General features: G+C 64.7%; 12 protein-coding genes and 1 tRNA gene. 9 read left to right on the forward strand and 4 right to left on the reverse strand.

Annotation, left to right across the window (positions count from 1 at the left end; genetic code table 11):
• Positions 1-797 precede the first annotated feature (797 nt).
• A complete protein-coding gene (locus P6U29_RS36200) occupies positions 798-2,456 on the forward strand; it encodes a recombinase family protein (RefSeq protein WP_407119531.1) in 1,659 nt (552 codons plus the stop codon).
• Here the strand turns inward: P6U29_RS36200 and P6U29_RS36205 are convergent.
• The 4 genes from P6U29_RS36205 to mnmA all read right to left on the reverse strand — a co-directional run bounded on the left by P6U29_RS36205 (position 2,413) and on the right by mnmA (position 5,228).
• A tRNA-Met gene (locus P6U29_RS36205) sits at positions 2,413-2,489 on the reverse strand. The two genes, P6U29_RS36200 and P6U29_RS36205, sit on opposite strands and share 44 nt — an antisense overlap.
• Positions 2,490-2,756: 267 nt before the next feature.
• Positions 2,757-3,113, reverse strand: a complete 357-nt coding sequence (locus tag P6U29_RS36210; RefSeq protein WP_407114928.1) for a hypothetical protein — start codon at positions 3,111-3,113, stop codon at positions 2,757-2,759.
• A gap of 46 nt (positions 3,114-3,159) precedes the next feature.
• Positions 3,160-3,798 (reverse strand): class I SAM-dependent methyltransferase, encoded by a 639-nt coding sequence (locus P6U29_RS36215; protein WP_407114929.1) that lies wholly within the window; start codon positions 3,796-3,798, stop codon positions 3,160-3,162.
• Positions 3,799-4,046: 248 nt separating this feature from the next.
• The gene (gene mnmA / locus P6U29_RS36220; RefSeq protein ID WP_407114930.1) at positions 4,047-5,228 is read right to left on the reverse strand and encodes a tRNA 2-thiouridine(34) synthase MnmA; all 1,182 of its coding nucleotides are present in this window, start codon (positions 5,226-5,228) and stop codon (positions 4,047-4,049) included.
• A gap of 383 nt (positions 5,229-5,611) precedes the next feature.
• On the opposite strand from mnmA, the gene P6U29_RS36225 reads away from it, so the two are divergent.
• The 8 genes from P6U29_RS36225 to P6U29_RS36260 all read left to right on the forward strand — a co-directional run bounded on the left by P6U29_RS36225 (position 5,612) and on the right by P6U29_RS36260 (position 13,801).
• Positions 5,612-7,210: a flagellar hook-length control protein FliK gene (locus P6U29_RS36225; RefSeq protein WP_407114931.1), complete on the forward strand. Its 1,599-nt coding sequence runs from the start codon at positions 5,612-5,614 to the stop codon at positions 7,208-7,210.
• Between the two features lie 13 nt (positions 7,211-7,223).
• Positions 7,224-7,931 (forward strand): flagellar hook assembly protein FlgD, encoded by a 708-nt coding sequence (locus P6U29_RS36230; protein ID WP_407114932.1) that lies wholly within the window; start codon positions 7,224-7,226, stop codon positions 7,929-7,931.
• Positions 7,932-8,194: 263 nt separating this feature from the next.
• Positions 8,195-8,470 (forward strand): DUF1153 domain-containing protein, encoded by a 276-nt coding sequence (locus P6U29_RS36235; RefSeq protein WP_002714638.1) that lies wholly within the window; start codon positions 8,195-8,197, stop codon positions 8,468-8,470.
• A 180-nt stretch (positions 8,471-8,650) separates the two neighbouring features.
• Positions 8,651-10,264: a flagellar basal-body MS-ring/collar protein FliF gene (gene fliF / locus P6U29_RS36240; protein WP_407114933.1), complete on the forward strand. Its 1,614-nt coding sequence runs from the start codon at positions 8,651-8,653 to the stop codon at positions 10,262-10,264.
• Positions 10,265-10,293: 29 nt separating this feature from the next.
• Positions 10,294-11,388 (forward strand): flagellar motor switch protein FliG, encoded by a 1,095-nt coding sequence (gene fliG / locus P6U29_RS36245; RefSeq protein WP_407114934.1) that lies wholly within the window; start codon positions 10,294-10,296, stop codon positions 11,386-11,388.
• Complete coding sequence (locus P6U29_RS36250) at positions 11,388-12,017, forward strand: FliH/SctL family protein (RefSeq protein ID WP_407114935.1); 630 nt, start codon at positions 11,388-11,390, stop codon at positions 12,015-12,017. Before fliG ends, P6U29_RS36250 begins: the two co-directional genes overlap by 1 nt.
• Positions 12,014-12,364, forward strand: coding sequence for a flagellar motor switch protein FliN (gene fliN, locus P6U29_RS36255; protein WP_035704875.1), 351 nt, complete (start codon positions 12,014-12,016; stop codon positions 12,362-12,364). Before P6U29_RS36250 ends, fliN begins: the two co-directional genes overlap by 4 nt.
• 51 nt (positions 12,365-12,415) lie before the next feature.
• Positions 12,416-13,801, forward strand: coding sequence for a sigma-54 interaction domain-containing protein (locus tag P6U29_RS36260; protein ID WP_407114936.1), 1,386 nt, complete (start codon positions 12,416-12,418; stop codon positions 13,799-13,801).
• Positions 13,802-14,025 lie beyond the last annotated feature (224 nt).

Consider the following 14,025-nt stretch of genomic DNA (forward strand, 5'->3'; position numbering starts at 1 on the left):
ACTGCCAGGTAAGGCGAAAGCGCGGGTGCCACGGACTCGGCGACGCAAGAGACGCCCAGCGCCTGCAGGAAGAAGCGACCGAAACCCACGGAATTGCGGCTCGGACGGATTCCATGTCCAAAGACTGAATTTGCAACGAAGCGAGCACGATCTGCGCGGCTCAGCTGGCTGATCTCCTCCGGTCCCGCCCGCTTTACGCAATGTCCAGGCACATAGGCGGAGCCATAGCGACCAGACAGGCTAAGAGCGCAGGCCTTGGTCTGTCTGGTCGTTGCCAGAACCGCCGAGACCATGTCCCGCTCGCCTGGATGGACCACGTGTCCAAGGACATTTGAGCCCTCCACCACCTCCTGATAATACGGTCTAGCTACCGGTTCCATTCAGGCCGAACTGGCGGCGAACGAGCTGGGATAGAGTCCTGTTCGTGACGGGGCCCGGAAGTTTCGATTCAGGTATTCGCCAGCTGCAAAGGGTGTGCCGCTTCCAAGCAGCATCACTTCGGCGGGAGCGAAGCCGTTGGCTCCGCTCTTTTTCTTCGCCGGGGCCTCCGATTGCACGACGAGCTCATAGCGGCCGTTGCGCTTAGGCACCATCCGAGCATGATACACGGGATGATCACTTCCCTCCACCTCTTGTCGATTGGCGCCAGCGCAGGTGCGTGCACCTCGTTGAGTTGCGCGATGACCTAGATTCGATCGTGCGGGACGCCCATCGCAAATTGTCCTTGCAGACGAATCCAGACAAGGCGATCTTACGCCTCGCGCGCGTACTTGCTCGTCTGGCCGCGAGGGAAGATCATGAAAGACAGCTCGCCAATCGAAGCGATAAGGAAAAGAGCGACGATCTATGCTCGATTCTCAACCGATCTTCAGAACGAGCGATCGATTGAGGATCAGCTTTCACTTTGTCAAAGCTATGCCGAGCGCGAAGGCTTAACCGTTATCAGTACCCATGAAGATCGGGCTCGTTCAGGCGGCTCTGTCATGGGACGCGAAGGCCTTCTGCGGATGTTGGACCAAGCGCGGGAGAGATCCTTTGACGTAGTGATCGTCGAAGCGCTCGATCGCCTCTCTCGCGACATGGAAGATCTCGCAGGCATTCATAAGCGGCTATCCTTTCTCGGGATCGAGATCCGGGCGGTCCACGAGGGCGTCGTTAACACCGTGCTGGTCGGCCTTCGCGGCTTGGTCGGACAACTCTATCGTGAGGACAACGCGCACAAAGTGCGTCGTGGCCAAGCGGGGCGGGTCAAGCAAGGTTTGGCTGGGGGTGGCCTGACATACGGATACGCCGCGGTCACTGGAAGAAGTGGCGAACGAGTAGTTGTCGAGACCGAGGCACAAGTGATCCGGCGCATCTTTCAGGAATACGTGGACGGCCGTACGCCTCGGGAAATCGCGCACGATCTCAACAAGGAGAGGATAACACCTCCGCGGGGGCGAGCATGGAATGCCTCAACAATTAATGGCAATCATGAGAGGGGTGCCGGCATTCTGCAGAACGAGCTTTATATAGGGCGCCTTGTCTGGAACAAAGTCAGGATGGTGAAAGACCCTGACTCGGGAAAGCGCCTGTCCCGACCGAATCCGAAGAGTGACTGGCAAGTTGCTGAAGTACCGCATCTTGCAATTGTCAATGCAGAGCTGTTCACAGCTGCTCAGCAACGCAAGGAAGAGCGCAGTCACAATCATCCCAGCCACCAACGTCGACCTCGTCGGATGCTATCTGGCCTGCTCCGTTGCGGCTCATGCGGTTCGGGTATGGCAACCAATGGGCGGGACAAATCAGGGCGCGTCCGTATTCGCTGCTCCGCGGCGATAGAGAGCGGCACATGTACTGATGCCAAGACTTTCTATTTAGACACGGTCGAAAGTGCAGTCCTCAGCGGGCTGAAGGCCGAACTGCGCGCCCCGAAGGTTATTTCGGAATACGTACGAACGTATCTGGAGGAGCGGAAGCGCCTCGCAGCTACATCACAGGCAAAGCGGCAGCGCCTTGAGCAGCAGCTAGGGCAATTGAACCGAGAAATCGAACGACTAGTGGATGCAATTGCAAAAGGACACGGCGATCCATCGATTCTCGGGCCAAGATCGACGGCTCTAGATGCCGAGCGAAAGCGGATTTCTGAGGAGTTGCAGAGCGAACCGCACACACTAAAGGAAGTCGCGTTACATCCGGGCATCCTGAAACGATACGAGGAGCAACTCGGTCGGCTTGAAGAAGCGCTGGGGAAAAGTGTTTCAGCTGGCGACGCAGAGGCCGCACAAGCCATCAGGGACCTTGTCGATACAGTCACTGTGTTCCGGGATCCAGACAGACCGGGTGGAGTAGCGATTGAGATTGCAGGCCGATTAAATGCCCTGCTCGGCGAAGCTGCCTACCCTAACGGGGTAAAGGGAGTGTGGGGAAAGATGGTAGCGGGGGAGGGACTCGAACCCCCGACCCCAGGATTATGATTCCCGTGCTCTAACCAGCTGAGCTACCCCGCCACAGGGATCGCGGCGGCAACCAGGGCCGATCTCGCGAACGCGCGGCATATAAAGAAGGGGGCGGCGGGAAGTCAATCCGCCTTCGCTAAAAGCTGCCGCCTTCGCCAAGGCTTCGGCGGGACAAGTCGGCGGGAAAACGACCATTTCTGGCCGGATCCGTAGGATTTTGGGCACCAGCCTCGCGGAGACTTCCCCTCACCCGGAATCCGCGCTTTGCGCGGATTCCGGCCTCTCCCCGCGCGCGGGGAGAAGCGAAGGAGGAAGCGCCTATTTCGGCCTCACATTCGGGTCGCCACCGGGGCTGCCGGGGGGCGGGATCACCGGGGTATTGGCGCCGGTGTCGGGGGCTGGGGCGTGTATCTCGGGGTCGATGCCGGAGGGCGGGCAGAGCACGCCCTCCGATTTGGCCAGCTTGTCTCCGAGCGGTTCCCGGGACTGGCCGGTGGTGGTGCCGTCGGACTGGCGATTCGGACGGTCCTGCGGGGTGCAACCCGTCGCATGTTGCGGGGATGGCGGCGCGGTCTGTTGCGGCGGCGTCGCCGGGGCGGGCGGGGCCTGCGCGATCGCAGCGCCTGAAGCGGCGATCAGGAGGCCCGCGAGAATGATGTTTGATGTCGTGCGCATGAGAGAAAAACGCGCGCGACGGGCGCGCTGTTCCGCTCCCAGAACATTACGATTTGCGGTAGCGGATCAGCGAGAAGTGGCCCATCGGCGGCATGGGGCGGCGCTCGGTGAGGGTGATGCCGCCATGCTTGGCGGCCCAGCCCTCGAGGCGGGCCCACGGGAATTCCGGCCGCCAGCCGAGGCGGCGGGCGATGGGCGCAAAAGCGAGCTCGAACAATTTTCGAGGGCCGCTCTCGGCACCGATGTGGTTGACGAGGATCAGCTCGCCGCCCGGCTTGAGCACGCGCACGAACTCGTCGAGCGTGCCTTCGGGATCGGGCACGGCGGTGATGACATATTGCGCGACCACCGCGTCGAAGGAGTTGTCGGGGAAGGCGAGGTTCTTCGCATCCATCACCGAGAGCACCTCGACGTTGCTCAAGCGAAGCGCGCGCACGCGCGCCTGCGCCTTGCGCAGCATCGGCTCGGAGATGTCGACGCCGCAGATTCTCGTGGTGCGCGCGTAGTCCGACAGCGAAAGCCCGGTGCCGACGCCGACATCGAGGATGCGGCCGCCGATGCGGTCGGCTTCCGCAATCGTCGACTGCCGGCCGGCGTCGAACACCTTGCCGAACACGAGATCATAGACCGGCGCCCAGCGGCCATAGGCCTTCTCGACCCCGGCCCGCGAGATGTCTGCTGCCATGCCCCTGCCCTAATAAAAACTCTGGAGTGTAAAAGCCGCTGGTGAAATCAAATCCAGCCCCTTGCGCGGTCTGTGCCTCTCCCGCTTGCGGGAGAGGTCGACACGCTCGCAAGAGCGTGGCGGGTGAGGGCTTTATCCGCTCGCGAGATATCGCATGTGGAGAGAGCCCTCTCCCCAACCCTCTCCCGCAAGCGGGAGAGGGGGCGCACTTCCGGTGTCGCGAGAGTGCATTCCAATGCCATCATCCGTCAGCCGCGGACCGCTTCCACCAGCGGTCGCGCCGTGTGGCCTGCGACCTTCGCCGCGGCGCTCTGGATGAAGCCGCCGCCGAGCACGCGGGCCTGGCCGCCAGGTGCGTCGTAGAACACGCAAGCTTGTCCCGGCGAGACGCCTTCCTCGCCGGCGACGAGTTCGACCTCGTAATGGCCATTGCCGCCGCGCAGCCACGCGGGCTGGGGGCTGCGGGTCGAGCGCACGCGCACGAACATCTCGAGGCCGCCGCCGATGGCGCGGTCGATGTCGCCGCCGCCGATCCAGTTGACGTCGCGCAAGCTGATGCGATGCATCTTCAGCGCATCGCGCGGGCCGACCACGACGCGACGGTGCGCTGCATCCAGCCGCACCACGAACAGCGGCGAGCCGGAGGCGATGCCGAGGCCGCGGCGCTGGCCGACGGTGAAATTGGCGATGCCGTGATGCTGACCGAGCACGCGTCCGTCGAGATCGACGATGTCGCCGGGGTCCATCGCATTCGGGCGCAGGCGGGTAATGATGTCGGTGTAGCGGCCCGTGGGCACGAAGCAGATGTCCTGGCTGTCGTGCTTGTCGGCGACCGCGAGCCCAAAGCGTCGCGCGAGCTCGCGCGTCTCGGGCTTGGTCATGTCGCCGAGCGGGAAGCGCAGGAAGTCGAGCTGTTCCTGCGTGGTCGCGAACAGGAAATAGCTCTGGTCGCGGTCGGCGTCGGCCGCGCAGACCAGCGCGCGCGAGCCGTCGCCCTGCCGGCGCGAGGCGACGTAATGGCCAGTGGCGAGCGCCTGCGCGCCCAGCTCACGCGCGGTCTTCAGGAGGTCGCGGAATTTGACGCTGCGGTTACACTCGATGCACGGCACCGGCGTTTCACCAAGAGCATAGGAGTCGGCGAAATTGTCGATGACGGACTCGCGGAAGCGGTCCTCGTAATCGAGCACGTAATGGGGAATGCCGAGCTTGGCGGCGACGTCGCGGGCGTCGTGGATGTCCTGGCCGGCGCAGCAGGCGCCCTTGCGGTGGGTCGCCGCGCCATGATCGTAGAGCTGCAGCGTGATGCCGACGACGTCGTAGCCCTCAGCCTTGAGCAGCGCAGCCGTCGTCGAGGAATCGACACCGCCCGACATGGCGACGACGACTCTGGTGTCCTCGGGACGGCCTTCGAGATCCAGACTATTGAGCATCGGCCCTAAAGCGTTGTGACGGCGGCGTAGCGCGATCCGCGATTACTGTGCCTTCTCGCGGGACATCGGCAATCCCCCGGAACTTTAGTTCCCGAAGAGCACGACTGCCCAAGTCGAAAGCGGTTGAGAGTAACCTCTTTAATATAGGCGGCATTCCGGTGAAGCAATCACGCGGGCAGCCGGCTTTGGGCAATTCTTGCCGGGGCGGCAGAAATGGCGGGGCCGCAGCGCGCTGCCCGGCGGCCGCTTCAAATCGTCAAAATATTGATTTTGCTAGATAAATTGACATGAAGGGACGCTGGCCCGCTCCTTGCTAGCACTTGTCCGAAGTTGCTTCCAAGGGGTTGCCTGTGGTTGGTCGTACGTCAGATGTCGTGGCAAGCATGCAAGTCCAAAGCGCGCAGCAAAAGCCTGCCCGCTCGCAGGCCCCGAAGGACGCCTCCGCGACAGACTCCTTCGGCTCGCTGGTCGACAGCAACACCCAGGCGATCAGCAACAATGCGCAGGAGCAGGACAGCGCGCCGCGCCGGAGCGATTCCGCGTCATCCTCGAGGGCATCCGACCGGAGTCCGCGCGACACCTCGTCCACGGACCAGCCTGCGCAGAGCAAGGCGAGCGACGATACCGATACGCCTGCGCCGGCGAAGAATGACAAGAGTGACGCGACCAGCGATCCGGCCAAGGACGCGGGCAAGGACGCCGGCAAGATCAAGGACAAGTCCGAGACATCGGATGCCAAACCGGCGCACAAATCCGACGAGACCAAGGCCGACAAGACCGACGGCACCGACGGCCCCACCGCCGCGGTCGATGCGGCTGCCGCCGTGCCGGCCGATGCGGCGCAGACCGCCCTGCCCGATCCCACCGTCGTCGTTGCCGCGCCGGTCGTCCCGGTCGATCCGAATGCGGCAGCGAGCCAGGCCAGCGATGCCGCCGCCTCACCGCTGACGATCGCCGCGGCAGGTCTTGCCGCCAGTGCCTCCACTGCGGCGCAGATCGCCGGCACCAAGACCGATACCGCCACCGCCGGCGACAAGAGCGCCAAGGCTGCAGGCGCCGAGGTCGATGCCGACACCACGACGACGCTCGGCGAGACCGCAACCGGCACGAGCGAGGCCGCCACGACCGATGCGAAAGCCAATGGCGGGCTGATCGCCGTCGCCAGCCAAGGCACGCCAAAAACCTCATTCAAGGACGCTGTCACGGCGCAGGCCCAGACCGACGTCTCGAATATCGGCCAGGACGCCGGCAAGGCGAACGCCGCGACGGCGCAGGCTCCGGCAACAGCCACCGCCAGCTCCGCGCATGCCCAAGGCCTCAAGCCACAGGCAGATGGCGGAGCGACCGACGCGAAGGCAGGTCCCGCCGATCGCGCCGCCGATCCGACACAAGGCCCGCCGGCCGCGCCCGCGCATGCGGGTACGCAAGCCGCCGTCGCCTCGACGGACACCAGCGCGCAAGCCGCTTCCGCCGTGCAGGCGCCACTGACCAACACCACCTCGGCTGCCACGGCATCGACCGCGACGCTCACCGCGACCGCGGCGACCCACACCGCCGTGCCGATCAGCGGCATCCCGATCGAGATCGCAGCCGCCATTCGCGCCGGCAAGTCGCGGTTCGATATCAGCCTCGACCCGGCCGAGCTCGGCCGCATCGACGTGCGGATCAATGTCGATCGCAACGGCCAGGTCACCTCGCACCTCACCGTGGAGAAGCCGGAGACGCTGCAGATGCTGCGTCAGGACGCGCCGCAACTGCAGCGCGCGCTCGACGATGCCGGCTTCAAGACCGGCAGCAACGGGCTGTCCTTCAGCCTGCGCGATCAGAATTCATCGGGCCAGCAGTCCGGCCAAAACAACGACAATGGCGGCAATGCCCGTCGGCTGATCATCAGCGAGGACGACAGCGTTCCCGCCCCGCCCGTCGGGCGCGGCTATGGCCGCATGCTCGGATCGAGCAGCGGCGTCGACATCAGAGTGTGAGGAGTATTCGACAATGACCACCACGAATGCCGCCACCGCCCCGACGCCCGTCTCCGGGACGACCGACATCCCGAAATCCTCGTCCAACTCGTCGATGAGCTCGACCACGGGGTCGACGCTCGCCGGCAACTTCCAGACCTTCCTGACGCTGCTGACGACGCAGCTGCAGAACCAGAACCCGCTGGATCCGCTCGACACCAACCAGTTCACCCAGCAACTGGTGCAGTTCGCCGGGGTCGAGCAGCAGCTCAAGACCAACGATTCGCTGTCGCAGCTCGTCACCCTGCAGCAGACCACGCAGGCGACCCAGGCGCTGGGCTTCGTCGGTAAGACCGCCCTGGTCGATGGCTCGACGGCGGCCATGACCAACTCGTCGGCGACCTGGCATCTCAACGTGCCGACCGACTCCACCGTCGAGATCTCCATCGCCAATTCCAGCGGCCAGACCGTGTTCACCGGCAAATACACCGCCGCCGCCGGCACCGACATCCCGTTCACCTGGAACGGCATGGGCAATGACGGCACGCAATGGCCCGACGGCAAGTACACGATCTCGGCCACGGGCAAGGACGTCGCGAACAACAATGTCGGCATCGCCGCACAGGTGCAGGGCGTGGTGTCGTCGGTCGACCTGACCCAGTCGCCGCCGCTGCTCACCATCGACGGCGCCAGCTACACGCTGAGCCAGGTCAAGAGCATTGTTGCAACGAGCAGCAATTGACGCTCGCAACACCTCTCCCTTCGGAAGAGGTGGATCTGAGGTCCGGGCTCGCGCCGAGCCCGCAAAAGTCGTTCGGCGTTAGTAAAGTATTTACCTTCTGCCCCGCTCAGCCGGCCGAGATCACGTCTCCCGCCCGCCGAGACGGCCGCGTTCCCGCAAGTTTCAACGAGAATTGTATTGAAGCCTTAGGCTTAGCGGATTTTTAAGCCGAGGAGCGTAGGGTTGCGGCGTGAGTTCAGTGGTTGAGAGTTTGTGAGTACGCCATGACAGAACCCCATCGCCCGAGGGTAAAATACGTCATCGGGCCGGACGGCAGTCCGTTGACGATCGCGGACCTGCCTGCACCCGGCACCAAACGCTGGGTCATCCGCCGCAAGGCCGAAGTCGTCGCCGCTGTCCGTGGCGGACTTCTCTCCCTCGAGGAGGCCTGCAGCCGTTATACCCTGACGGTCGACGAATTCCTCTCCTGGCAGTTTTCCATCGACCAGCACGGTCTGGCGGGTCTTCGCACCACCCGCATCCAGCAATATCGCCAGTAAGCGATCCGGAAATCTGCGGCTTTCGACGAAAATCGGCCTCGCCCTGCGAGGCCGATTTTTTTCATGATGCAGTTTTGTCCGACCTCTTAACCTTCGTTAACCATATCGAAACCATCACCTAGGCAATAATTGCCCAGTCGGCCTTTCCGGTGAAAGCGGCCGAATCTGTGGGGCGGTTGCTTGCAAGGGCTTGCGGACTTTCTGAAGAGTATCGGTGCCGCCCGGTTCGGGGCGATGATCGCGGTCACTGCCGCGCTCATCGGCTTCTTTGCCTTCGTCATCATGCGCGTCACGACGCCGCAGATGACGACGTTGTTCACCGATCTATCGGTCGAGGATTCCTCCAGCATCATCAAGGACCTGGAACGCCAGGGCATCCAGTTCGAGATCCGCAATGAGGGCTCCATCATCATGGTGCCCAAGGACAAGGTCACGCGTCTCAGGATGAAGCTCGCCGAGGGCGGTCTGCCCAAGGGGGGCGGCGTCGGCTACGAGGTGTTCGACAAGTCGGACGCGCTCGGCACCACTTCCTTCGTCCAGAACATCAATCACCTGCGCGCGCTGGAAGGCGAGCTCGCCCGTACCATCCGCGCCATCGACCGCATCCAGGCCGCCCGTGTCCACCTGGTGCTGCCCGAGCGCCCGCTGTTCGCGCGCGAGGCACCGGAGCCGTCGGCCTCGATCGTGGTGCGCGTCCGCGGCTCGCTGGAAGCCCAGCAGATCCGCGCCATCCGCCACCTCGTCGCCTCCGCCGTCAACGGGCTGAAGCCGCAGCGGGTGTCGATCGTCGACGAGGCCGGCCAACTGCTGGCCGATGGTGCGGCGACCGATCCGGAGCAGGCGGTCGGCGACGAGCGCCGCATCGCCTTCGAAAAGCGCATGCGCAAACAGGTCGAGGACATCGTCTCCTCCGTGGTCGGCTCGGGCCGCGCCCGGGTGCAGCTCTCCGCCGATTTCGACTTCAACAAGATCACCCAGACCTCGGACAAGTTCGACCCCGAAGGCCGCGTGCTGCGCTCGAGCCAGACCCGCGAAGAGCAGAGCATGACCGCCGACAACAACGGTCAGGTCACCGTCAACAACGAGCTGCCCGGCAACCAGCAGAACAACGGCGTCGCGGCCAAGGACCAGAGCAAGAAGACCGAAGAGACCAACAATTACGAGATCTCCCGCACCACCAAGACCGAGGTGACCGAAGCCGGCCGGGTCAACCGCATCTCGGTCGCGGTGCTGGTCGACGGCATCTACACCAAGAACGACAAGGGCGAGCTGGCCTACCAGGACCGCACCAAGGAGCAGCTCGACCGCATCGCCGCGCTGGTGCGCTCGGCGATCGGCTTCGACCAGAAGCGCGGCGACCAGGTCGAGGTCGTCAATCTGCGCTTCGCCGACGCCCCCTCCACCACCCCGATCGGCGAACCTAGCGGCTTCCTCGGCATGCTGCAGTTCACGAAGGACGATGTCATGTACTTCGTCGAGCTCGGCGTGATGATGCTGCTCGGCCTCGTCGTGCTATTCCTGGTGATCCGCCCGCTGGTCAAGCGCATCCTCGCCTCCGACGAAGTGGCCGCCGCCATCTCCGGCGTGCTAACGGGGCCCGCGGCTTCGGAAGAGGCCGCACCCGCCGCCGGCCAGCAGCTACTGCCGAGCGGCGCCGCCAGCGCGATCGACGTCGCCACCATCCAGGGCCAGGTCCACGCCCAATCCGTTCATCGCGTCGGCGAGCTCGCCGAGCGCAATCCCAACGAAACCGTCGCCATCATCCGCCAGTGGCTGACCGAGCCAGCCAAGTAACCGCCAAGTGAATCAAGAAGTGATCTGACATGGCCGCCTCTTTGCAAAACGCCAACTCGAACGACATCACGAGCGTGATCTCCACGCTCGGTCAGCGCGCCGGCAACCGCGCGGGCGGCGCCAAGACCGAAGGTCTGGCCGGGCCGAAGCGTGCCGCGATCCTGATGCTGGCGCTCGGCGAGCAATATGGCGGCAAGATCTGGTCGCTGCTCGACGACGACGAGGTGCGCCAGCTCTCGCTGGAAATGTCGACGCTCGGCACGGTCGAGGTCGACACCGTCGAGGACATGCTGCTCGAATTCGTCTCGCGCATGTCGGCTTCGGGCGCGCTGATGGGCAATTTCGACGCCACCGAGCGCCTGCTCCAGCAATACCTGCCGCCGGAGCGCGTCAACGGCATCATGGACGAGATCCGCGGTCCCGCGGGGCGCAACATGTGGGAGAAGCTCTCCAACGTGCAGGAGGAGGTTCTCGCCAACTATCTCAAGAACGAATACCCGCAGACCATCGCGGTGGTGCTCTCGAAGCTGAAGCCGGAGCATGCCGCCCGGGTGCTCGCCATCCTGCCCGAGGAGCTCGCGCTCGACGTCGTCAACCGCATGCTGAAGATGGAGGCGGTGCAGAAGGAGGTGATCGAGAGCGTGGAGAAGACGCTGCGCACCGAATTCATGTCCAACCTGTCGCAGACCCGCCGCCGCGACGCCCACGAGGTGATGGCGGAAATCTTCAACAATTTCGACCGCCAGACCGAGACCCGCTTCATCACCTCGCTGGAAGAGGACAACCGCGAATCCGCAGAGCGCATCAAGGCGCTGATGTTCACCTTCGACGACCTCGTGAAGCTCGATTCCGGTTCCGCCCAGACCCTGATGCGCAACGTCGATAAGGACAAGCTCGGCGTCGCGCTCAAGAGCGCCAACGAGGACGTCCGCAACTTCTTCTTCGGCAACATGTCCTCGCGCGCGGCCAAGATGCTCCAGGACGACATGGCGGCGATGGGCCCGGTCCGCCTGCGCGACGTCGACGAGGCCCAGGCGTTGCTGGTCAACCTCGCCAAGGACCTCGCCGCCAAGGGCGAGATCATGTTGACCAAGAACCGCGCCGACGACGAGCTGGTGTACTGATGGCCGCTCCGGCAAAATTCCTGTTCGATACCGATTTCGCGGCGCCCGAGCGGACGACGCGCGAGAAGGGCGCGACTGCAGCCGAGATCGCCCAGAAGGTCGCGGAAGCCGAGGCGCGCGCCTATCAGGACGGCTTTGCCGCCGGCCAGCGCGAGGCCAAGGCCGAGAGCGACCGCCGCGTCGCGCTCGCCATGGAAGAGATCAACATTTCAGTTCGGGGCGTCGCTTCCGGCATCGGCACCATCGAGACCAAGATGGAGACCGAGGCGGTCGAGGTCGCCGTCGCGGTGGCGCGCAAGCTGTGCGCCGATCTCATCGCGGCCGAGCCGCTCGGCGAGGTCATCGCGCTGGTCAAGGACTGCTTCTCGCATCTGGTCGCGACGCCGCATCTCGTCGTCCGCATCAACGATGCGCTCTACGACAGCGCGCGCGAGAAGATCGAGCGGCTCGCCAAGCAGAGCGGCTTCGAGGGCCGGCTGGTGATCCTGGCCGAGCCGGACATTGCCACCGGCGACTGCCGGATCGAATGGGCCGATGGCGGCGTGGTGCTGGAGCGCGGCGCCATCGCAGCCAAGATCGACGAAATGGTCGGACGCTATATCGCGTCCCGCAGGGGAGCTAACCCATGAGCGACACTGACGGACAGGTCCCGCTGCCCGATCTCAACGGCCCGATGCCACCTGCTGGCACCGACGTCGGCTACAACGAGGACGAATATGCGGCGCGCGCGGCCGCCGACCTCGAAGCTGTGTTCGATGTGCCGGTGCAGGTCTCGGCCGTGCTCGGCCGCTCCAAGATGGACGTCGGCGAGCTCCTGAAGCTCGGACCAGGCACCGTGCTCGAGCTGGACCGCCGCGTCGGCGAAGCCATCGACATCTACGTCAACAACAAGCTGGTCGCCCGCGGCGAGGTCGTCCTGGTCGAGGACAAGCTCGGCGTGACCATGACGGAAATCATCAAGGCCGAACGCGGCTAGCCCACAAGGACATGACGCGCGGCAGCGCGGGCAGACGGACAGGAGACTGACATGCGGCTTCTCATCGTTGGCACATTGAAGGGCCAGCTCACCACCGCCACCAAGATCGCGATGGAGAACGGCGCCACCGTGACCCATGCCGAGGATCACGAGCAGGCAATGCGCGTGCTGCGTGGCGGCAAGGGCGCCGACCTGCTGCTAGTCGACGTCGCCCTCGACATCCGCGACCTCGCGCTGCGGCTCGAGGCCGAGCACATCCACGCCCCAATCGTCGCCTGCGGCATCACCAACGACGCCCGCGCCGCCGTCGCCGCGATCCACGCAGGGGCCAAGGAGTACATCCCGCTGCCGCCGGATCCGGAGCTGATTGCTGCGGTGCTGGCTGCGGTCGCCAACGATTCCCGCGAGCTGGTCTATCGCGACGACGCGATGGCAAAAGTGATCAAGCTCGCCCAGCAGATCGCCGGCTCCGACGCTTCGGTGATGATCACCGGCGAATCCGGCACGGGCAAGGAAGTGCTGGCCCGCTACGTCCATACCCGCTCGGCCCGCGCCAAGCGGCCCTTCATCTCGATCAACTGCGCCGCGATCCCCGAGCATCTCCTGGAATCCGAGCTGTTCGGCCACGAGAAGGGCGCCTTCACCGGCGCGGTCGCGCGCCGCATCGGCAAGTTCGAGGAAGCGACCGGGGGCACGCTGCTGCTCGACGAAATCTCCGAGATGGACGTCCGCCTGCAATCGAAACTGCTGCGCGCCATCCAGGAGCGCGTGATCGACCGCGTCGGCGGCACCAAGCCGGTTCCGGTCGATATCCGCATCATCGCGACCTCGAACCGCAATCTCGCCGAGGCCGTGCGCGAAGGCACGTTCCGCGAGGACCTGCTGTTCCGCCTCAACGTGGTCAATTTGAAGATCCCGCCGCTGCGCGAGCGCCCCGCGGACATTCTGGAGCTCGCCCAGCATTTCGTGAAGAAATACGCCGACGCCAACGGCGTGCCGCTGCGCCCGATCTCGGCGGAAGCCCGCCGCGTGCTCTCCACCAACCGCTGGCAGGGCAACGTTCGTGAGCTCGAAAACACCATGCACCGCGCTGTGCTGATGGCGCAGGGCGACGAGATCGGCCCCGACGCGATCATCACGCCGGACGGCGACCGCCTCGATCTCGCCAAGACCGCACCGGCCGTGGCCCATGCCACCATGGCCGCCGAGCAGGTGACGCGCGCGCTGGTGGGACGCACCGTTGCCGACGTCGAGCGCGACCTCATCCTGGAAACGCTGAAGCACTGCCTCGGAAACCGCACCCATGCCGCCAACATCCTCGGCATCTCGATCCGCACGCTGCGCAACAAGCTCAACGAATACGCCGACGGCGGCATCCCGATCCCGCCCGCGGGCACGCCGGGTGAGTATCCGCGGATGCCGATGGTGGGGGCGTGAGGGCTCCACGCCGGTCGAGACTGCAGATGCCCGGGCTCAGTCCCGGGCATCTTGTTTCAGTGCAGGCCGCCAACCCTCGTCATTGCGAGCGCAGCGAAGCAATCCAGAATCTTGCCGCGGTGACAGACTGGATTGCTTCGCTGCGCTCGCAACGACGGCGGAGAGAGCGCTCCTCGCATAACGGGAGCGCGCCACGCGACTAGGACGCCCGCACGCCAGGCCCT

Origin of the sequence: Bradyrhizobium sp. LMG 9283 (assembly GCF_045571415.1) — a bacterium.
Lineage (GTDB): Bacteria > Pseudomonadota > Alphaproteobacteria > Rhizobiales > Xanthobacteraceae > Bradyrhizobium.